Below are 18,920 nucleotides of genomic sequence, written 5' to 3'. Positions count from 1 at the left end.
CGGCAAGCCGCGTGCCCGCGTGCGCTCCCCTGGAACGGCTGTTCGACATAGTTTGTTTGCTTGCTAAATTAATGCTAGGATTGTTCGCATGCTAACAGATTGCTTGTCGAAAGATGATGCCGCGCTCGGCATGCGGCTCGGTCATGTCCATCGCCTGTGGCGCACGGTGGTGGGGCGTACCGTGGCCCCGCTGGGGCTGACCCAGCCGCGCTGGACGGCACTGGTGGCGCTGCGCCACCTGGGTGACGGCGCCACGCAGAAGCAACTGGCCGAAACGCTGGGTATCGAACTGCCTTCGCTGACGCGTACGCTCGGGCAACTCGAGCGCCAGGGGCTGATCGAACGCCGCATCCAAGCCGACGATCGCCGGGTGCGCCAAGTGTCGTTCACCGCCGCAGGAGCGCGAACACTGGCCTCGCTGGATGCGCACGCCGACGAAGCGCGTGCGCTGCTCCTCGCCGGTCTCGACGACGCCGAACGCGAGACGTTGCAACGTGCCTTGCGGCGTATCGAGATCAACGCCGATCATTGGCTGGATCCCACCGGCCGCTAGTCCCCCTCCGCGTGAACAACAGAGAGCCCACTATGACGCCGGAACAGCGCTTTGCCCGTTGGGTACGGGTGGCGATCATCCTATTCATCCTGCTTTTCGTGTATTTCATCGTCGCTGACACGTTCATGCCGGCGACGCCGCAGGCGCGTGCCTTGCGTCAGGTCACCCGTGTCGCACCCGAGGTCGGCGGTCGGGTGGCGGCGGTCAACGTCGACAACAATCAGCGGGTCGCCGCCGGCGACGTGCTGTTTCGCATCGATCCCGAGCCGTTTCGCCTGGCCGTCGCCAAGGCCAGGCTCGCCGTGGAACAGGCGCGGCGCGAAAATGCCGAACTGGCCGCCGAGCTTGCCGCCGCCCGTGCCGACCTCGCCGCGGCACGCAGCGATGCCGAGGAAGCGGCCCGCGAGAGTCGGCGCGTGCGCACGCTGATCGAACAGGGCAGTATCTCCCGGCAGCGCCACGACGAAGTGGTGGCCAGCGGACGTTCCGCTCGGGCGGCCGTCGAGGCGGCCCAGGCCCGGGTCCGTTCGCTGGAGGTTCAACGCGGTGCCGAGGGCGCGACCAATCTGCGCGTACGCCAGGCGCGCAATGCGCTGGCGTCGGCCGAACTCGACCTGCGGCGGACGACGGTGCGCGCCGAGCAGAGTGGCCGTATCAGCAATCTTCAGCTCCAGCCTGGCGATTACGTCACGGCGGGCTCGCCGGTCATGGCCAACGTCGGCGATCGGGTGGACGTGATCGCCGATTTTCGCGAAAAGAGCCTGCGGCACGTCGAGCCCGGCGACAGGGCCTGGGTCGCCTTCGATGCCTGGCCGGGCACGGTGCTGCCGGCTCGGGTGACCTCGCTTGACGCGGGGGTGCTGGCCGGCCAGATAGCGGCCGACGGCAATCTTGCCGACATCCCGACGACCGATCGCTGGGTCCGCGACGCACAGCGCCTGCGCCTGCACTTGCGGCTCGACCTCGAGTCGGGGCGGCAACTGCCCGATATGCCGCCGAGCGGCGCGCGCGCCACGGTGCAGTTGCGCCCGGTCGAAAACCCGCTGGCCGCGGGGCTGGCGCGAGCCCAGATCGCTTTGTTCAGCGGGTTGCACCATGTCTACTGAGCGTGGCGCCGGCGAGGCACGCACCCGGCGTGGAGGGTGGCCCGGCCTGCGTGCGGCCATGGCACTGTTGCTGCCGGGGGGCGCAGCGCGCGGCGCAGGGGCTATCGAACTGGATGCCAATGGGCTCAGGCAATGTCTGCGCGTCGCCGCTGGCGGCACCCTGGGGTTTATCGTGAGCCAGTTGATGGGCTGGAATTACGGGGTCTTCTTCACCGTCTTCCCGATGTTCCTGCTGGGCCTGATCCCGGTGCTCAATGGCCATGTGGTACGCCAGTTTCTCGGCAACGCGCTGATCAACTGCGTCGAGGTGAGCCTGGTGCTGGGGCTGACCCAGCACATGCCGCTGGTCATGACCGGGCTGGTCTTCGCGCTGTTCTACACCCGCTTCCGGTTGATGGCGCGGGGACCGCTGTTCCTGTTCGGGGCGAACGGCGTGCTGACGCTGAGCATCCTGTTCCACTTTGCCAGCTATACCGACCTGGACCTGGCCGATCTGCTGGCCAGTAATCTGGTGGCCAGCGTGCTGGCGGTCATGATCGCGGCCCTGATGCATACCGCGTTTCCCGATCGACAGCCGCGCCAGCCGCCGCCGGGCGTCGTCAAGTCGGCCTCACGGATCCGCCACGAGACGCTGATCGGCGCGGTCACCGCCACGGCCTCGTTCATGGTGTTCCAGACGTTCGACCTGCGCGATTCGCTGTCGGCACAGATGGCGACGGTGCTGGTGCTGTTCGCGCTGGGCTACCCGGGGGCGCGAGTGTCGGCCCGCAAGCGCGCCGTGGGCACGCTGCTGGGCTGTAACCTGGCGTTGGTCATGCAACTGCTTTTGTACACCCAGGATCGGCATCTGTTATTGGTCGTCACGCTCTACTGGGTGGGGCTGATGGTCTTCGCGCGGGCGCATGTCCTGGAGGGCGGGGGATCGGGAGTGGGCTTCGGTGGGCTGACGACGCTGGGTATCCTGTTTGGCCAGTCGCTGGCGCCGGGGCAGGACCTGATCTATAGCGCGTTGTACCGGTTCTCGTCGATGTGCGTGGCGCTGGTGGCGACGCTGGTGTTGATGGCACTGCTCGACCGCCTGCTCAATCGCTGGCAGGCAACGCGCGCCACGCAGGGCTAGACGCGCAACACCCGGTTGCGGCCGGCGTGCTTGGCAGCATAGAGACCGCGATCGGCGCGTTCGATGAATGCATCGATACTGTCGTTCTCCCGATGCTCGGCGACCCCGAGGCTGGCGGTGACCCGCCCTTGGGTGATGCCGAAATCGTGGCCGGCAATCGCGGCGCGCAGCCGCTCGGCAAGTTGCATGGCGGCATCGATCGGCGTGCATGGCAGCAGGATGGCCAGTTCCTCGCCACCCAGGCGCGCCACCAAGTCCTCACCGCGCAGGGCGTTGCAGCAGAGTTCGGCCAGCTGTTTGAGCACCTGGTCGCCCTTGAGGTGGCCCCAGGTGTCATTGATGCGCTTGAAGTGATCGAGATCGAGCAGCAGCAGGGACAGAGGCCGTTCATGGCGTCTGGCACCCGCCATCTCCTCCCTGAGCCGCTGCATCAGCCGGCGGCGATTGGCCAGGCCTGTGAGCCCATCGGTGTCCGAGAGTCTTCTCAGACGACGTTGCTGCACGACCTGCTCGCTGACGTCGATCAATATGCCATGCCATAGGGTACCGCCGTTGCTGGTCCGCTCCGGGCGTGCGCGTACCATGACCCAGCGCGTGGCACCGTCGAGGCGCAGGATCCGCAGCTGGATGGCCAGGGTGGTCAGTGCCTGCGCCGACTGTTCGAGAGCGCTCATCAGCTTGATGTGATCACTGCGAGCGATGCGTTCGAGTACGGGGGTGGCGCTTTGGGCCAGCCTCTGGCGGTCGGCGCCCTGGAGCATGCGTTCGTCGCCGGCCAGCAGCGGGAAGCTCAGTTGACCGCGGGTATCGCGGAGTAGCTGGAACACCAGGCCGGGGATACGCTCGCCGAGTAGCGCCAGGCGCTTGTCATCGCTATTGCGGGAACCATCCGAGGGGCTTTCCGGCGTACCGTTCGGTACGCCGGCGGGCGGCGTGGCAGAAGGCAGTGACATCCGTTGGCTCCCGGCATTCGATAGGGATGCGTCGCTTGGAACGACGACCAGCTGAGCGCAACACTATACGAACAAAAGTAACGAAATGTCACAAAAGTATGGTCGTAGGCGATCGACGACAATGGCGATAGCCGTTTTCCTACAAGCCACGCGGCTGTGCTGCCGGCGAACCGCCGTCGCGGTTTCAGCGTGGACTGTCGTAACGGCCGCTACGCCCCTTGGAGTAGACCACCTGCCACAGCTGGATGTCTCGGGCGCGGAAGGCCCCGGCACAGATGCCTAGATAATAGCGGAACATGCGTCGGGTGCGTTCATTGTAGTTGTCGGCGACCTCGTGCCAATGGGCGTCGAAGTTCTCGTGCCAGGCCATCAGGGTCCGGTCGTAGTCGGCACCGAAGTTCTGCCAGTCTTCCATGAGCAGCCTGCCTTCGCTGGCCTGGGCGATGTGCTTGACGGAGGGCAGGATGCCGTTGGGAAAGATATATTTGTTGATCCAGGGGTCGGCACTGATCTCGGAGTTGTTGGAGCCGATGGTGTGCAGTACGAACAGGCCGTCCTCGGCGAGCAAGCGCTCGACGGTATCGAAATAGGTACGGTAGTTGCGATGGCCGACATGTTCGAACATGCCGATCGAGACGATGCGATCGAAGCGACCCTCGAGGTCGCGATAGTCCTCGAGCAGGATCTCCACCGGCAGCCCCTCGCAGCGTTGACGCGCCAATGCCGCCTGCTCCCTGGAGATGGTGATGCCGGTCACTTCCGCGCCATAGTGGCGGGCGGCATGTTCGGCGAAGCTGCCCCAGCCGCAGCCGATGTCGAGAACCTTCATGCCGGGCTCGATACCCAGCTTGCGTGCCGCCAGGTCGAGCTTGGCCACCTGTGCCTGATGGAGGGTTTCGGCTTCCTTCCAGTAGCCGCAGGAGTAGCACATGGTCGGATCGAGCATGCGCTCGAAGAGGTCGTTGCCGAGGTCGTAGTGCGCCTCGCCGACGATATAGGCCCGCGTCTTGCTCTGCAGATTGAAGAAACCCGCCTGGAGTCGATACATCAGCCGTTCGGAAGCAGTATGAGCGCGTTCACCGAGGCCGTGGCGAAGCAGGCGATGGGCCATCTCGTCGATCCGTTCGCAATCCCACCAGCCGTCCATGTAAGCCTCGCCGAGGCCCAGGGTTCCCTGACGCAGGACACGCGAGAAGAAATCGGGATGCAGGACCTGGATATCCCACGGGGCGGAGCCGTTGAGAGCGACTCCTGAACCTTCTAGCAAGTCCTCGACGACGCGTCGGGAACGCGTGTCGGGCAGAGCGACGGGGCCGATGCGTGTATCACTGGTCATGCCGAACTCCGGTATGCAGGTTGCTAATGCGATACGGTCCGGGCAAGGCAGTCCCTTGCCACTACCAATTTCTATTTAGTTTGCTAACTATAACCATCGAATGCAACAGTGTCAGGCTATGGCATTGATAGTGCTGAAAAGAGCACTGGGAAGACTGTGTACCCAGCATAGTCTATCGTCGTCATGGTGAGACAATTCCAGCAGAGGGGAAGCGCCATGCGGGTTATCGTCGATTTTTGCATCGTGCCGTTGGGCGTCGGGGTTTCGGTTTCGCGGTACGTGGCCGCGTGTCAGGACGTGATCGAAGAGGCCGGCCTGAGCTATCGCATGCACGCCTACGGCACCAATATCGAAGGCCCGTGGGAAACGGTCTTCGACACGGTCAGACGGTGTCATGAGCGTGTCCATGAGATGGGCGCGCCGCGCATCACCACCACGCTCAAGGTCGGTACCCGTACCGACCGCGAACAGAGCATGGACGACAAGGTGGCCAGCGTCGCCACGCACTTGCGGCGCTGAACTCTGCCTCAGCGACAGTGATAGCGCCACACGATCGAGGGCGCCTCGCCTTCATGGGTGGCGGCGGCATATTCGCCGAGTTCGCTTTGTGCCAGAGGCAGCGCGGATTCGCTACGCAAGCGTGGCGCCGTGTTGTACCGACGGCTGTCGATGACCACGGGGTCGGTTCCCTGGCATTGCTCCTCGGCATGCTGGAGCGCGGCCCGGCGGGCCGCCGGGAGCGAATCGCCGTGCGCTTCCAGGCGCAGGAAGGCTTGCTGGGACGCGGGCGGCGATCCGGCGCAGCCCCCCACCCCCAGCACCATTGCCAGGACCACGAGATCGAGCGATCGCCGTTTGAGTGACATTGCGGGCTCCTGCGTGTGGCGAGTGCAAGGGGCTTCCCGAAGGGCGTATCCGCTTGCAGTGTAGCCGGTCATGGTGCCCGGTTGCGGCGCTTCAGAGAAATTCCTGCGCGCCATCGAACGGCATCAGCCAGTGATTGCACTGGGCCAGCAGATGTGCGGTCAAGGCGTCGAGGGTACTGCCGCCATGGCGCCAGTGATGCCAGTAGAGCGGCACGTCGATGAAGCTGTCGCTATCCAGATCCACCAGGCTGCCTTCCTGCAATTCCCGGGCAACCTGGCGTTCGGGTATCAGGCCATAGCCCATGCCCGACTGCGCCAGCTGGATGAAACCTTCGGAAGAGGGGCACAGGTGGTGTGGAAAGGGCTCCAGGTAGCCGCGCATTTCCAGGTAGCGGTGTTGCAGGCGGTCGTCGGGGCCGAAGACGATCGCCGGCGCTTCGCGCAGGGCAGCGTGATTCAGCCCCCGGGGAAAATGACGGGCCACGTAATCGGGACTCGCCAGGGCGCGATAGCGCATGCTGCCCAGGGGGTGGGTCCGCGCTCCCTGCACCGGACGCGACGTGGCGCATATGCAGCCGGCGACCTCGCCGTCGCGCATGCGCTTGAGGGCGACGTCCTGATCTTCCACCACCAGATCGAGCAGCACGTCATGTTCGCGGCAGAAGCTGCCGGTGACCGGCGTCCACCAGGTGGCCAGGCTATCGGCATTGATCGCCAGGCGCAGGCGTTGTTCGCGTTCGCCCAGGGCGGGAATCTGGTCGAGCAGGTCATGTTCGAGCAAGCGCACCTGCTGGACGTGATTGAGCAGACGCCGGCCCAGCGGGGTCGGCGCCAGCTTGGGCGCGCGTACCAGCACCGGCTGTCCGAGCCGGGCCTCGAGCAGCTTGATACGCTGGGAAACCGCGGATTGGGTCAGTCCCAGATGTTTGGCACCCCGCTCGAAGCCCGATTGGTCGACCACAGCGGCCAGTGCCTGGAGAAGTTTGTAATCAAGCATCAGCCAGGTTAATCATCCATTCTTTCAATTAATTTAACTTATTTTCGCCCCGAGTATAACCTGCCGTTTCTCATGTAAATGTCAGGAGAGTGCCATGTGGGGTTCCGCCGCCCAGGGGCTGGTAACCGGTGCGGGACTGATCATTGCGATCGGTGCCCAGAACGCGTTTGTCCTCGGCCAGGGGCTGCGACGCGAGCACCCCTGGCTGGTGGCGCTCATCTGCACGACCTGTGACGCCCTGCTGATCGTCCTGGGCGGGGTGGGCGTAGGGCAGTTGATCGCCTCCCAGCCGACGTTGATGGTGCTGGCCAGGCTCGGTGGTGCCCTGTTCCTGATGTGGCAGGCCGGGCTGGCCTGGCGCCGGGCCTTGTCACCCGGGACCTTGCAGGCCGGGCATGGCGGTACGTCGCGCCGCGGCGTGATAGCCGCGACGCTGGCGGTGACCCTGCTCAACCCGCAGGTCTACCTGGATACGCTGATCATGCTCGGTGCGATCGGTGCCGTGCAGGCCGAGCCGGTGGCTTTCTACGCGGGCGCCGTGGCGGCTTCCTGTCTGTGGTTCTTTTCGCTGGTCGCCGCCGCCGGCTGGCTGTCGCCACGGTTGGCGAGTCGCTGGGCCTGGCGCAGCATCGATGGCGTTATTGGCGCGGTGCTGCTGATGGTTGCCGCGGGATTGGTTGCGGGGCTTGAATGGCCGTAAAGCCAGCTTTACGGAGCGTCAGGCTATTGCACCGCGTCCGGGCGATGGCATGCCGCGGCCGGTTCGGTGTAAGGATTGTTTGCCACGATGACGGGGTGAATCGGCAACCGAGGTGCCCGATGTCGCCTCTCGAGTCGCCCCGGGAGCCGCTGCGGCGCTATAGGCTGTGAACAAGCATCGCCTTGACGATCACCGTTAGCCGTAGCAGGAGAGGGACATGACCGCACCAGCAACCGCGACAGTTTCCAATGCCGAGACCAACCCGCTGGGCACCGATGGTTTCGAGTTCGTCGAATTCACCGCACCCGATGTCGAGCAGTGCGAGGCCATGGCGCGCCTGTTCGAGAGGATGGGCTTTACCCGGACGCGCAAGCACCGCTCGAAGAACGTGACGCTCTACCAGCAGGAGGGCATCAATTTCGTGATCAATGGCGAACCGGGGGGCCATGCGGCGGAATTCGCCCGTCGGCACGGCCCCAGCGCCTGTGCCATGGCCTGGCGGGTGGCCGACGCGCGGCAGGCGCTCGAGCATGCCGTGGCGAATGGCGCCGAAGCGGTGGACAACCCGGTCGGGCCGGGGGAGGTAGGTATCCCGGCGGTACGCGGGATCGGTGGCTCATTGCTGTACTTCGTCGACGGGCACGCCGATGAGCAGGGGCGTACGCTGTACGATATCGATTTCGAACCGATCCCCGGTGCCGATCGCAACGCGGCGAGTGTCGGACTCAAGGTCCTCGATCACCTGACGCATAACGTCGATCGTGGCCAGATGAGCGTCTGGGCCGATTTCTATACGCGGATCGCCAACTTTCGGGAAATCCGTTACTTCGACATCGAGGGCAAGATGACCGGCCTGCATTCCCAGGCGATGACGGCACCCTGTGGCAAGATGCATATTCCGATCAACGAGTCGGCCGACGATACCTCGCAGATCGCCGAATTCCTGCGCGAATACAATGGCGAGGGGATCCAGCATCTGGCGCTGGCCACCGACGATATCTACGCCACGGTCAGAGCGCTGCGCGACAACGGCGTGACCTTCATGACCACGCCGGCCACCTACTACGAAAAGATCGCCGAGCGGGTACCCGATCATGACGAATCGGTCGCGGAGCTTGAGGCGCTCAACCTGTTGATCGATGGCGCACCGGAAGAGGGGATTCTGCTGCAGATCTTCACCGACACGGTAATCGGGCCGATCTTCTTTGAGATCATCCAGCGCAAGGGCAACAAGGGCTTTGGCGAAGGCAACTTCAAGGCGCTTTTCGAGTCCATCGAAGAAGACCAGATTCGCCGCGGCGTCCTCAAGGCCGACGCGTGACCCACGCCGGTCAAGGCAAGCCACGGCCGGCGCGTGCCGGCCGTGGTCAGCTTCCGCCCAGACCCTCGCTCGGCGTGTTCACGCGTGCCGATGCCGAATGCTAGAGCCCGTATTCGTCGGGGTCTTCGCCCTGCTCGCGCAGGAAGGCCGCCACCAGGTCGTCTTCCCCGTCATGCTCCGAGCCGTGAGCGTAGGCGAACTCTATCAGTTGCTCCTCCTCGAACCCGTCATACCACGCCATGTCCTTGTAATCGCTGGTGGAATACCATTCGCTGGCCGCTTCGTAGCTGTCGAAAAGCCGTGCCATCGGTGACTCCTTGTCTGGCCTTTTGCTGCAACATAGATGGCGCACCGACATCGTGCAACGGCACTGGGCCGGGCTGAATCCCCACTTGCCTATTCAGCGGCCGGCAAGGGGCGCCAGTGGATACATACATGGGCGAGGACCCGAAAGGGCAGCGCGCCGATCAGTACATCGTCGAGTTCGCTTCGCTCGCCGCGAATGCGCAGCTTGCCTTGCGCATTGCGCGACAGGTGACGCACTTGCAGTTCATCATCGCTTTCCAGCAGATACAGGCCATCATCGCCGAAAGCGTCGAGCGGACGTAACGCGATCAGGTCCCCTTCGGTGAGGAAATCGAATCGTTCGCCCGGGGCCGGTGTGACCAGGTGGCATCCGTCAGTCAGGGCGGTATTGGGCAGCCCGGCCAGGGAGGGCGCCGGGTGGCCGCAGCTGGACTGCCACGGCGGTGGCTGGGAGACGCGGAGGAGAAGAATGCCATGTGGCAGATGGGCCGATGGCGTGCCTTGCAGCAGGTCGCTCAAGTTGCAGTCCAGGGCTTCGGCCAGGGCCACCAGCCGCTCATGACCGATCTGCTTGATGGTGCCGGACTCCCAGTAGGAGATCGTGACATCCGAGACGCCCACCCGCCGGGCCAGGGCGGCCTTGCTCAAGCTGGCCTTCATTCTTAGCGCTTTTATACGGGACCCCAGGTCAACCATCGAATGCATCTCGCTGTGACGTGAACGTCTAGCATAGCCAGTCGTTACCGAAGTATGTTTCGGGTTAAACACGTCTATAAACAATTGGTAATTTATCGGTTCAGTCCCGGAAGCGGGCACCCGGCCGAGGTGCATTCCGGTCTTTGATACTTCGGATCCGCAGTCTGTGACAGGGTTCCGGCGAGGCATGCCGAGGGCAGGCTCAAACGGCGTCAACCACGCGGCTAGCGGAGGCGGGGATGAGAAAAATGCGCCGGCTGCTCGATCGAGCAGCCCGGTGGCGCAGAAGAGTAACGCACTGAAGGCTCCAGCCACAGGCCTGGGCGAGCGGCTGGCGCTCCGATCGCAGCAACGACCGGAGAGGGCAGTATACGGAGTCGTCGTTTGCGGAATAAGTGGTTACAATCGAAATCCAGTGTTTCCGAAATGGAAACTCCTGATACCACGTGCTTTGCAAGGACTCGGTTTGGCCACTCTGGATGCGTTGAAAGTCTTCGTCGAAGTCGTGCGAGCCGGAAGTTTCACGGCGGCGGCGCGGCGGCTGGGCATTTCCAAGTCGCTGGCTTCCAAGCGGATAGCGGCGCTGGAAGAGGAACTGGGCGTCAGCCTGTTGAACCGCTCGACGCGCTCGCTGCACCTGACCGAGGCCGGTCGGATCTATTTCGAACATGGCCTGCGGATTCGCGAGGAACTGGCCGCGGCCGAAGCCCAGGTTCAATCGGTGACGGCGCGCCCGCGCGGTCAACTCAAGGTCAGCGCCCAGGTCAGTTTCGGCTTCATGTATCTGGCGCCACCGACGACGGCTTTCATGCGCCGTTATCCCGATGTGGCCGTAGAGATCCTGCTCGAGGACCAGCGCTTCGAGCCGATCGACGACTCCGTCGATCTGGCTATTCGCATGGGGCCGGTGCCGCCGTCGAGCCTGGTTTCGCGCCCCTTGTGCAAGGTGGTCTACGGGCTGTACGCCGCGCCGGAGTACCTGGCGCGGGCCGAGCGGCCGCTCCATCCGCGCGACATCGAGCAGCACGACAGCATCTTCTACGGCAACTACGATCTCGGCGCGCACTGGCGATTTTCGCTCAATGGCCAGCCGCTCGATATCGAGCCCAGCTCGCGGCTGGTGATCAACAATCTGCTGGGGGTCGTGGAAGCGGCCAAGGCGGGGTTCGGACTCGCCTATCTGCCCACTTTCGCGGCACGCGCGGCGGTGGCCGACGGCGAACTGATACCGTTGCTGCAACCCTACTGGAACGAGCATGGCAGCATGCTGGTACTGTTTCGTTCGCGCAAGTACCTGCCCGACAAGACCCGTGCTTATCTCGACTTCATTACCGACTGGTTTCGCGAACACCTGGCGCTCTAGTCGAGGCCCATGCGGTTTCGACGGATTCGGCGCGCCTCGCGCGTTTCTTGCCGTCGCCGCTTCGGCCGTGGCTGATGGGGGCATGTCAGGTGCGTATAATGCCCCACATCAACCCGAGCCAACGGAACGGACCAGATGACCACCGTACGTACACGCATTGCCCCGTCTCCCACCGGCGACCCGCACGTGGGCACCGCCTATATCGCGCTATTCAACTTGTGCTTCGCCCGTCAGCACGGGGGGCAGTTCATACTGCGCATCGAGGATACCGATCGACAGCGCTCGACCCCGGAGTCGGAACGGATGATCCTCGACTCGCTGCGCTGGCTGGGCCTGGAATGGGATGAAGGACCGGACGTCGGCGGGCCGCACGGCCCCTATCGCCAGAGCGAGCGGGGCGACATCTATGCCGAAATGGCCCGTCAGCTGCTGGACAACGGCCACGCCTTCAAGTGTTACCGGACCAGCGAAGAGCTCGATGAGCTGCGCGAGACGCGCAAGGCGCAGGGGCTGCAACTCGCGCTCAAGCCCGCCGACCTGGCCCTTGCCGAAGAGGAGGTGCGGCGGCGCGAGGCCGAGGGCTGGCCTTACGTGGTGCGCATGCAGGTGCCCGATTCGGGTACCTGCGTCGTCGAGGACATGCTGCGCGGGCGTATCGAAGTCGATTGGGCGCAGGTCGACGCGCAGATCCTGCTCAAGTCCGACGGCATGCCGACCTACCATCTGGCCAATGTCGTCGATGACCATCTGATGGGGATCACCCATGTGCTGCGCGGCGAGGAGTGGATCAACTCGGCGCCCAAGCATCAGTTACTCTACGATTACTTCGGCTGGGAAATGCCGCGGCTCTGCCATATGCCACTGCTGCGCAACCCGGACAAGTCGAAGCTTTCCAAGCGCAAGAACCCCACCTCGATCAATTACTACCGGCGGATGGGCTTTCTCGCCCAGGCGGTGACCAACTACCTGGGGCGGATGGGCTGGTCGATGCCCGACGATCGCGAGAAGTTCACGCTTGACGAGATGATGGCGCACTTCGACATCCAGCGTGTATCGCTGGGCGGGCCGGTCTTCGATCTGCAGAAACTGACCTGGCTGAACGGCGTCTACATCCGCGAGGATCTCGACGACGCGGCACTGTTGCAGGCGTTGCGCGAATGGGCCTTCAACGAGGCATACGTCGGTCAGATATTGCCGCAGGTGCGTCCACGCATCGAGACGCTCTCGGATGTCATGCCCTTGGCCGGTCATTTCTTCGCCGGGCTGCCAGCCATCGACGCGCGAAGCTTCGACGGGGTCAAGCTTGAGCGGGATGAGCTCCTGCGCCTGCTGCAGCTGTTGGTGTGGCGTCTCGAGGGGGTCGCGCGCTGGGACAAGGAGAGCCTGCTGGCCGAGGTCAAGCGCCTGTGTGAACACTTCGACCTCAAGATGAAGGTCTTCCTGGCGCCGGTGTTCATCGCGGTGACCGGCTCCGCGACCTCGACATCGGTCATGGATGCCATGGCGATCCTGGGATCCGACATGACCCGGGCCCGCTTGCGCCATGCCATCGAGGTGCTGGGCGGTGTCTCCAAGAAGCAGGCCAAGAAACTCGAGAAGGAGTATCGGGCGCTTTGAGCCCAGCCACGGGCCGCGAGCTTCGAGCAGTTGAGTATTCAGCTTATTACGGCGCAGGCTATAGCCCGTAGCTCGCAGCTCGATTTATTATTGACGAACCCGGGGCGTATCAGTATCATACGCCCCGTTCTCGCGAACTAATTATTCGGTTCAGGGGCCTTAGCTCAGCTGGGAGAGCGCGACACTGGCAGTGTCGAGGTCAGCGGTTCGATCCCGCTAGGCTCCACCATTCTCGCGGAACATCCTCCTTGCGTCCCATTCGTCTAGTGGTCCAGGACACCGCCCTTTCACGGCGGTAACAGGGGTTCGAACCCCCTATGGGACGCCACTTCTTCTAGCAACGTCCGTTGTACAGCATCCGCCTGCTGGCGAGCTCTGAAAAGGGCTGGTCCCTTGCGCATGTCAAGATGAACGCGTTCACCCCGACGACTGACTTTTAACGCGTCAAGTCTTGACAAGCCGAGCGGGTTTTCCCCACCGCATGTTGCTCCATGATGACCCTGTGCACAGCTTGTCGCTCAGGCCCATGGTTGTGCTTATCTTCATAAAAGTCCTTTAGAAACAGATGCTTACTTCTGGTCAAAAAATAGCCGATTTGTAGCCAGCCCGCATGTCATGGCGATTGCGAGGCCTTTTCGAGAGCTTATAAACAAGCTTATCCACAGAAAGTGTGGAAAAGCGAAGCCTGTGCAAGAGTTGGGAATCAAGGGGGGTGCAAGGGTGCTCCCGGCGTGCTCGGCACACCGGGAGCAAAGGGGTGAAGGGGTCGGCTATCCGTCCTGTTCGAGCCGCTTGAGCAAGGACGAAGTGTCCCAGCGTCCGCCGCCCATCGCCTGTACATCGCCATAGAACTGGTCGACCAGCGCGGTGACCGGAAGGCGGGCGCTGAGCTTGCGGGCCTCGCTCAAGCAGATGTCCAGGTCCTTGCGCATCCAGTCGACCGCAAAGCCGTGTTCGTACTCGCCGGCGATCATCGTCCGGTGACGGTTGGTCATCTGCCAGGAACCGGCTGCGCCCTGGGAAATCACCTCGACGACGCGTTCGCGGTCGAGACCGGCTCGCTCGGCGAAGTGCAGGCCCTCGGCGAGCCCCTGCACGAGTCCGGCGATGCAGATCTGGTTGACCATCTTGGTCATCTGGCCGGACCCGGCCTCGCCCATCAGGGTGACTGCGCGCCCGTAATGGGCGAGAGCGGGGTGTACGCGCTGGAACGCGGCTTCCTCGCCGCCGCACATGATGGTCAGGGCGCCGTTCTCGGCGCCCTGCTGGCCACCCGAGACGGGGGCGTCGATGAACTGACAGCCATGCTCGCGGCAGGCCAGGGCGAGCTCGTGAGCCAGGTCGGCGGAGGCGGTGGTGTGGTCGACCAGCACGGCCGCCTCGTCTATTCCGGTCATGACCCCCTCGGGGCCGGTGACGACCTCGCGCACGTCGTCGTCGTTGCCCACGCAGACCAGCACCAGGTCGGCGCCCTGGGCGGCCTCGCCAGGGGTCGGGTAATGACTGCCGCCGTATTCGGCGACCCAGGCCTCGGCCCTGGCGGCGGTGCGGTTGTAGACGCGTACGTCGATGCCGGCGCGGGCCAGGTGCCCGGCCATGGGGTAGCCCATGACGCCCAGGCCGATGAATGCGGCGGTACGAATCTGCTGGCTCATGATAGGTTCCTCGGGCAGGTGAGCGGTCTCGATGGTCATGGGGCGACAGCTTCCAGCCTAGGTCAAGTCGAGCGTCGCTCCAGTGATTCGTCGGGTGCTGAACGGAAAAGGCCGCCTTGCGGCGGCCTTCGGTCATTTGGCGGGGTAGTCGCGTTGCGTGTAGCCGGTGTAGAGCTGGCGCGGGCGGCCGATGCGGTAGCCGTTGGTGATCATCTCGTTCCAGTGCGAGATCCAGCCGATGGTCCGCGAGACGGCGAAGATCACCGTGAACATGTTGGTGGGGATGCCGATGGCCTTGAGGATGATGCCGGAATAGAAGTCGACATTGGGGTAGAGCTTGCGCTCGATGAAGTATTCGTCTTCCAGGGCGATCTGCTCGAGGCGCTTGGCGATCCTGAGCTTGGGATCGTCGGCCATGCCCAGTTCGGCGAGTACCTCGTCACAGGTTTCCTTCATGACCTTGGCGCGCGGGTCGAAGTTGCGGTAGACGCGATGACCGAAGCCCATCAGCTTGAACGGGTCGTCCTTGTCCTTGGCGCGATCGATGAAGCGCTGGATGTTTTCCTCGGACTCGTCGCCGATCTCGTCGAGCATGCTGAGTACCGCCTCGTTGGCGCCGCCGTGAGCCGGGCCCCAGAGTGCGGCGATACCGGCGCTGATGCAGGCGAACGGATTGGCGCCGGTCGAGCCGGCCAGGCGCACCGTGGACGTCGAGGCGTTCTGCTCATGGTCGGCATGCAGCATGAAGATGCGATCCATGGCCTTGGCGAATACCGGGTTGGTTTCGTAGGTCTCGCAGGGATTGCCGAACATCATGTAGAGGAAGTTCTCGGCGTAGTCGAGATCGTTGCGCGGATAATTGAACGGCTGGCCGATGTTGTACTTGTAGCACATCGCCGCCAGCGTCGGCATCTTGGCGATCAGGCGCACGGCACTGACGCGGCGCTCCTCTTCCTTGGTGATGTCCAGGTTGTCGTGATAGAAGGCCGCGAGGCCGCCGACCACGCCGCAGAGGATGGCCATCGGGTGGGCGTCACGCCGAAAGCCCTTGTAGAAGTTGGCCAGCTGCTCGTGAACCATCGTGTGGTTGCGGATGGTCTTCGAGAAGTTCTCGTATTCCTCGTCGCTGGGCAGCTCGCCGAACAGCAGCAAGTAGCACATCTCGACGTGATTCGAATGCTTGGCCAGTTCGCCGATCGGGTAGCCGCGGTGCAGCAGCACGCCCTCGGCGCCGTCGATGTAGGTGATGCCGGATTCGGTGGCGGCGGTTGCGACGAAGCCCGGGTCGTAGGTGAAGAGGCCTTCGGCGGTGAGGCTGCGGACGTCGACGACATCGGGTCCGGCAGTGCCTGAATAGACCGGGAGTTCGAGGGGCTTGTCCAGCCCATCCACTGTCAACTGCGCTTTCCTGTCAGCCATGACGGCCTCCTCTTCAAGTTTCTCGGTACGTGACGTAACTCATTGTCCTGCTTGGCGGGCGGGCAAAAAAGGTTTGCCCACTATAGAAATGTCCAAGCCGATGTCAATTCGCCGATGGTGGCCATGCGGCGGGTCTGGAGCGGCTCAAGAGCGCCGCAGGCCGCGCTGCGCCTGCCTGGGAGGTATTCGCGACCTAGTGTCACCTGTTACCAAGGGTAACACCAAGGTCGCAGTTCGGCGGTAACGATTTGTCATGCCTGTGGCCAATCCCTATAATCTTAACCCGCGCGATTGGCGGGAGCAGGCGACGAGCGTGGTCTTGCCGGCCGCCATTTGCCTGATCCTCAAACCACCGCCCGTTCCGCCGAGCCTGACCGGAGCATGAGCGGGCCAAGAGAGTGTGTAGCGAGCCGTGAATAGCAAAAGACCCGTAAACCTAGATCTATCGACCATATCCTTTCCACTTCCTGCATTAACCTCGATCACCCATCGCATTACCGGCGTCATTCTGTTCATTGGCCTGATCTTCGGCTTCTGGGCGCTCGATGCCTCGTTGTCGTCCCCCGAGGGGTTCGAAGCCGTGCGTGATGTCCTCGAGCACAACTTCCTGGCCAAGCTGGTGGCCTGGGGCCTGCTGTCGGCGCTCGCCGTTCACTTCGTCGCCGGCGTCAACCACCTGTTCATGGATCTGGGCTACGGCCTGGAGCTGGAAAAGGCCAATCGGAAGGCGCAAATCACCGTCGTGGCTAGCGCGGTGCTCGTGGTCCTGGCGGGAGTATGGGTATGGTAACCAACATCACCAATTTCGGTCGCAGTGGCCTGTCGGACTGGCTCGTGCAGCGCGTGTCGGCGGTCGTTCTCGCCCTGTACGCCCTGTTCATGGTCGGCTACCTGCTGCTCCATCCGGGGCTCGACTACGCGACCTGGAACGGTCTGTTCGCGCAGACCTGGATGCGGATCTTCTCCCTGCTGGCTTTCGTGTCGCTGGCGGCTCATGCCTGGATCGGCCTGTGGATCGTGATTACCGATTACATCAAGCCGACCGGCATCCGCTTTGTCGTCCAAATCGCCATCATTCTCGCCATCTTCATCTTTCTGGTGTGGGGCGTACAAGTTCTCTGGGGAGCCTGATCCATGTCCACTATGCGTAGCCTGACGTTCGACGCAATCATCATCGGCGGTGGCGGCTCCGGCCTGCGTGCCGCACTCGAGCTGGCCAAGTCCGGCAAGAAGACCGCGGTACTCTCGAAGGTCTTTCCGACCCGCTCGCATACCGTGTCCGCGCAGGGTGGCATTACCTGCGCCATCGCTTCCGCCGACCCCAATGACGACTGGCGCTGGCACATGTACGACACAGTCAAGGGGTCGGACTATATCGGCGATCAGGAGGCGATCGAATACATGTGTTCCGAGGGGCCCAAGGCGGTCTTCGAGCTCGAGCACATGGGCCTGCCGTTTTCGCGTTTCGACAATGGGCGCATCTATCAGCGTCCGTTCGGCGGCCAGTCCAAGGATTTCGGCAAGGGTGGCCAGGCGGCGCGCACCTGCGCGGCGGCAGACCGTACCGGTCACGCCCTGCTGCATACGCTGTACCAGAACAACCTGAAGAACGACACGGTGTTCCTCAACGAGTGGTACGCGGTGGATCTGGTCAAGAACGCCAGCGGCGACGTTGTCGGCTGCATCGCGCTGTGCATCGAGACCGGGGAAGTGGTGCATATCAAGTCCAAGGCCACCGTGCTGGCGACCGGCGGGGCCGGGCGCATCTTCTCGTCGACCACCAACGCCCTGATCAATACCGGCGACGGCATCGGCATGGCGCTGCGTGCCGGCTTCCCGGTCCAGGACATCGAGATGTGGCAGTTCCACCCGACCGGCATCTACGGCGCCGGGGTACTGGTGACCGAAGGCTGTCGTGGCGAGGGCGGCTACCTGATCAACAAGGATGGCGAGCGTTTCATGGAACGTTACGCCCCCAACGCCAAGGACCTGGCGGGTCGCGACGTCGTCGCCCGCTCGATGGTCATGGAGATCCTCGAAGGGCGCGGCTGTGGCGAGAACGGCGACCATGTGATGCTCAAGCTCGACCATCTGGGCGAGGAAGTGCTGCACAAGCGCCTGCCGGGCATCGTCGAGCTGGCCAAGACATTCTCCGCGGTGGACCCGGCCAAGGAGCCGATCCCCGTCGTGCCGACCTGCCACTACATGATGGGCGGCTTGCCCACCAACGTGCACGGCCAGGCGCTCATGCAGGACGCCGACGGCAACGATCGGATCATCAACGGTCTGTTCGCGTGCGGCGAGGCGGCTTGCGTCTCGGTGCACGGCGCCAACCGCCTGGGCGGCAACTCGCTGCTCGATCTGGTGGTGTTCGGCCGCGCGGCTGGCATCTTCATCGAGAGCGCCCTCAACGAGGGTGTCGACTACCTGGACGCGGCGCAGTCGGACATCGACAGTGCAATGGCCCGCATGAATCGCTGGAACGAATCCAGCGGTGGCGAGGCGATACCGGCCCTGCGCGCCGAGCTGCAGGAGACGATGCAGACGTCGTTCGGCGTGTTCCGCCAGGAAGACCACATGCAGGAAGGGGTCAAGAAACTGGCCGACCTGCGCGAGCGGATCGCCAACGCCCACCTGGGCGACAAGTCCAACGCCTTCAACACCGCGCGGGTCGAAGCTCTGGAGCTCGACAACCTGCTGGAAGTGGCCGAAGCCACCGCCATTTCCGCGCTGGAGCGCAAGGAAAGCCGCGGCGCCCATTCCCGTTACGACTATCCGGATCGGGACGACGTCAACTGGCTGAAGCATTCCATCTACCACCCGCTCGACAAGAAACTGGGCAAGCGTGATGTGAATTTCCAGCCGAAGACGCTCGATACCTTCGAACCGAAAGTCCGTACTTATTGAGGGGG

At 63.6% G+C, this 18,920-nt stretch carries 19 protein-coding genes and 2 tRNA genes; 13 read left to right on the top strand and 8 right to left on the bottom strand.

Annotated elements, in window-relative coordinates; translation table 11 throughout:
- Positions 1–88: 88 nt before the first annotated feature.
- Genes HR9077_RS12120 through HR9077_RS12110 form a run of 3 tightly spaced genes read left to right on the top strand, consistent with a single transcriptional unit; the run spans position 89 to position 2,779 of the window.
- Positions 89–553, top strand: coding sequence for a MarR family transcriptional regulator (locus HR9077_RS12120; protein ID WP_168380939.1), 465 nt, complete (start codon positions 89–91; stop codon positions 551–553).
- Between the two features lie 32 nt (positions 554–585).
- Positions 586–1,659, top strand: coding sequence for an HlyD family secretion protein (locus tag HR9077_RS12115; protein WP_136067243.1), 1,074 nt, complete (start codon positions 586–588; stop codon positions 1,657–1,659).
- 58 nt (positions 1,660–1,717) lie between these two features.
- A complete protein-coding gene (locus HR9077_RS12110) occupies positions 1,718–2,779 on the top strand; it encodes a DUF2955 domain-containing protein (RefSeq protein WP_136067308.1) in 1,062 nt (353 codons plus the stop codon).
- Here HR9077_RS12110 and HR9077_RS12105 read toward each other — a convergent pair.
- Positions 2,776–3,732, bottom strand: coding sequence for a GGDEF domain-containing protein (locus HR9077_RS12105; RefSeq protein WP_136067242.1), 957 nt, complete (start codon positions 3,730–3,732; stop codon positions 2,776–2,778). The genes HR9077_RS12110 and HR9077_RS12105 overlap by 4 nt on opposite strands.
- 184 nt (positions 3,733–3,916) lie before the next feature.
- Positions 3,917–5,068 carry a cyclopropane fatty acyl phospholipid synthase gene (cfa, locus tag HR9077_RS12100; protein ID WP_136067241.1) on the bottom strand — a complete coding sequence of 384 codons (1,152 nt, stop codon included), beginning with the start codon at positions 5,066–5,068 and terminating at the stop codon, positions 3,917–3,919.
- 216 nt (positions 5,069–5,284) lie between these two features.
- Between cfa and HR9077_RS12095 the strand changes: the two genes are divergently transcribed.
- The gene (locus HR9077_RS12095) at positions 5,285–5,587 is read left to right on the top strand and encodes an MTH1187 family thiamine-binding protein (RefSeq protein ID WP_136067240.1); all 303 of its coding nucleotides are present in this window, start codon (positions 5,285–5,287) and stop codon (positions 5,585–5,587) included.
- An 8-nt stretch (positions 5,588–5,595) separates the two neighbouring features.
- Here the strand turns inward: HR9077_RS12095 and HR9077_RS12090 are convergent, their stop codons facing one another.
- Together HR9077_RS12090 and HR9077_RS12085 are read right to left on the bottom strand one after the other, a co-directional pair.
- Positions 5,596–5,934: a hypothetical protein gene (locus HR9077_RS12090; RefSeq protein ID WP_136067239.1), complete on the bottom strand. Its 339-nt coding sequence runs from the start codon at positions 5,932–5,934 to the stop codon at positions 5,596–5,598.
- A 91-nt stretch (positions 5,935–6,025) separates the two neighbouring features.
- Positions 6,026–6,931, bottom strand: coding sequence for a LysR family transcriptional regulator ArgP (locus HR9077_RS12085; RefSeq protein ID WP_136067238.1), 906 nt, complete (start codon positions 6,929–6,931; stop codon positions 6,026–6,028).
- A gap of 94 nt (positions 6,932–7,025) precedes the next feature.
- Between HR9077_RS12085 and HR9077_RS12080 the strand changes: the two genes are divergently transcribed.
- On the top strand, positions 7,026–7,631 hold the full coding sequence (locus HR9077_RS12080; RefSeq protein ID WP_136067237.1) for a LysE/ArgO family amino acid transporter: 606 nt from the start codon (positions 7,026–7,028) through the stop codon (positions 7,629–7,631).
- A 217-nt stretch (positions 7,632–7,848) separates the two neighbouring features.
- Entirely contained in the window at positions 7,849–8,952 is a 1,104-nt protein-coding gene (hppD, locus tag HR9077_RS12075) for a 4-hydroxyphenylpyruvate dioxygenase (RefSeq protein WP_136067236.1), read from the top strand.
- A 100-nt stretch (positions 8,953–9,052) separates the two neighbouring features.
- Here the strand turns inward: hppD and HR9077_RS12070 are convergent, their stop codons facing one another.
- Positions 9,053–9,259: a hypothetical protein gene (locus HR9077_RS12070; RefSeq protein ID WP_136067235.1), complete on the bottom strand. Its 207-nt coding sequence runs from the start codon at positions 9,257–9,259 to the stop codon at positions 9,053–9,055.
- Positions 9,260–9,348: 89 nt separating this feature from the next.
- Positions 9,349–9,906, bottom strand: a complete 558-nt coding sequence (locus HR9077_RS12065; protein ID WP_244613170.1) for a helix-turn-helix domain-containing protein — start codon at positions 9,904–9,906, stop codon at positions 9,349–9,351.
- Between the two features lie 514 nt (positions 9,907–10,420).
- Here HR9077_RS12065 and HR9077_RS12060 point away from each other — a divergent pair.
- The 4 genes from HR9077_RS12060 (at position 10,421) to HR9077_RS12045 (ending at position 13,262) form a co-directional block, all read left to right on the top strand.
- The gene (locus tag HR9077_RS12060; RefSeq protein WP_136067233.1) at positions 10,421–11,317 is read left to right on the top strand and encodes a LysR family transcriptional regulator; all 897 of its coding nucleotides are present in this window, start codon (positions 10,421–10,423) and stop codon (positions 11,315–11,317) included.
- 135 nt (positions 11,318–11,452) lie between these two features.
- Complete coding sequence (gene gltX / locus HR9077_RS12055) at positions 11,453–12,934, top strand: glutamate--tRNA ligase (protein ID WP_136067232.1); 1,482 nt, start codon at positions 11,453–11,455, stop codon at positions 12,932–12,934.
- Positions 12,935–13,087: 153 nt separating this feature from the next.
- A tRNA-Ala gene (locus tag HR9077_RS12050) sits at positions 13,088–13,163 on the top strand.
- Between the two features lie 23 nt (positions 13,164–13,186).
- Positions 13,187–13,262, top strand: a tRNA-Glu gene (locus HR9077_RS12045).
- A 442-nt stretch (positions 13,263–13,704) separates the two neighbouring features.
- Here HR9077_RS12045 and HR9077_RS12040 read toward each other — a convergent pair.
- The gene (locus HR9077_RS12040) at positions 13,705–14,589 is read right to left on the bottom strand and encodes an NAD(P)-dependent oxidoreductase (protein WP_136067231.1); all 885 of its coding nucleotides are present in this window, start codon (positions 14,587–14,589) and stop codon (positions 13,705–13,707) included.
- 132 nt (positions 14,590–14,721) lie between these two features.
- The gene (gltA, locus tag HR9077_RS12035; protein WP_136067230.1) at positions 14,722–16,008 is read right to left on the bottom strand and encodes a citrate synthase; all 1,287 of its coding nucleotides are present in this window, start codon (positions 16,006–16,008) and stop codon (positions 14,722–14,724) included.
- A gap of 412 nt (positions 16,009–16,420) precedes the next feature.
- Between gltA and sdhC the strand changes: the two genes are divergently transcribed.
- The 3 genes from sdhC to sdhA are packed head-to-tail and all read left to right on the top strand — an operon-like array spanning position 16,421 to position 18,915.
- The gene (sdhC, locus tag HR9077_RS12030) at positions 16,421–16,798 is read left to right on the top strand and encodes a succinate dehydrogenase, cytochrome b556 subunit (RefSeq protein WP_136067229.1); all 378 of its coding nucleotides are present in this window, start codon (positions 16,421–16,423) and stop codon (positions 16,796–16,798) included.
- Entirely contained in the window at positions 16,792–17,139 is a 348-nt protein-coding gene (gene sdhD / locus HR9077_RS12025) for a succinate dehydrogenase, hydrophobic membrane anchor protein (protein WP_136067228.1), read from the top strand. The genes sdhC and sdhD overlap by 7 nt, the downstream gene beginning before the upstream one ends.
- Before the next feature lie 3 nt (positions 17,140–17,142).
- The gene (sdhA, locus tag HR9077_RS12020; protein ID WP_136067227.1) at positions 17,143–18,915 is read left to right on the top strand and encodes a succinate dehydrogenase flavoprotein subunit; all 1,773 of its coding nucleotides are present in this window, start codon (positions 17,143–17,145) and stop codon (positions 18,913–18,915) included.
- The last annotated feature ends 5 nt before the right edge of the window (positions 18,916–18,920 follow it).

The sequence above is a fragment of the Modicisalibacter radicis genome (assembly GCF_900961225.1).
Taxonomy (GTDB): Bacteria; Pseudomonadota; Gammaproteobacteria; order Pseudomonadales; family Halomonadaceae; genus Modicisalibacter.
This window is presented reverse-complemented; position numbering and strand designations above follow the sequence as displayed.

What these genes read in the sequence shown, in the direction of transcription:
- HR9077_RS12105 (WP_136067242.1), bottom strand. Translation starts at nt 3,732, where the DNA reads ATGTCACTGCCTTCTGCCACGCCGCCCGCCGGCGTACCGAACGGTACG.
- HR9077_RS12120 (WP_168380939.1), top strand. Translation starts at nt 89, where the DNA reads ATGCTAACAGATTGCTTGTCGAAAGATGATGCCGCGCTCGGCATGCGG.
- HR9077_RS12115 (WP_136067243.1), top strand. Translation starts at nt 586, where the DNA reads ATGACGCCGGAACAGCGCTTTGCCCGTTGGGTACGGGTGGCGATCATC.
- cfa (WP_136067241.1), bottom strand. Translation starts at nt 5,068, where the DNA reads ATGACCAGTGATACACGCATCGGCCCCGTCGCTCTGCCCGACACGCGT.
- HR9077_RS12085 (WP_136067238.1), bottom strand. Translation starts at nt 6,931, where the DNA reads ATGCTTGATTACAAACTTCTCCAGGCACTGGCCGCTGTGGTCGACCAA.
- sdhD (WP_136067228.1), top strand. Translation starts at nt 16,792, where the DNA reads ATGGTAACCAACATCACCAATTTCGGTCGCAGTGGCCTGTCGGACTGG.
- hppD (WP_136067236.1), top strand. Translation starts at nt 7,849, where the DNA reads ATGACCGCACCAGCAACCGCGACAGTTTCCAATGCCGAGACCAACCCG.
- HR9077_RS12095 (WP_136067240.1), top strand. Translation starts at nt 5,285, where the DNA reads ATGCGGGTTATCGTCGATTTTTGCATCGTGCCGTTGGGCGTCGGGGTT.
- HR9077_RS12070 (WP_136067235.1), bottom strand. Translation starts at nt 9,259, where the DNA reads ATGGCACGGCTTTTCGACAGCTACGAAGCGGCCAGCGAATGGTATTCC.
- sdhA (WP_136067227.1), top strand. Translation starts at nt 17,143, where the DNA reads ATGTCCACTATGCGTAGCCTGACGTTCGACGCAATCATCATCGGCGGT.
- gltA (WP_136067230.1), bottom strand. Translation starts at nt 16,008, where the DNA reads ATGGCTGACAGGAAAGCGCAGTTGACAGTGGATGGGCTGGACAAGCCC.
- HR9077_RS12110 (WP_136067308.1), top strand. Translation starts at nt 1,718, where the DNA reads ATGGCACTGTTGCTGCCGGGGGGCGCAGCGCGCGGCGCAGGGGCTATC.
- HR9077_RS12090 (WP_136067239.1), bottom strand. Translation starts at nt 5,934, where the DNA reads ATGTCACTCAAACGGCGATCGCTCGATCTCGTGGTCCTGGCAATGGTG.
- HR9077_RS12080 (WP_136067237.1), top strand. Translation starts at nt 7,026, where the DNA reads ATGTGGGGTTCCGCCGCCCAGGGGCTGGTAACCGGTGCGGGACTGATC.
- HR9077_RS12040 (WP_136067231.1), bottom strand. Translation starts at nt 14,589, where the DNA reads ATGAGCCAGCAGATTCGTACCGCCGCATTCATCGGCCTGGGCGTCATG.
- gltX (WP_136067232.1), top strand. Translation starts at nt 11,453, where the DNA reads ATGACCACCGTACGTACACGCATTGCCCCGTCTCCCACCGGCGACCCG.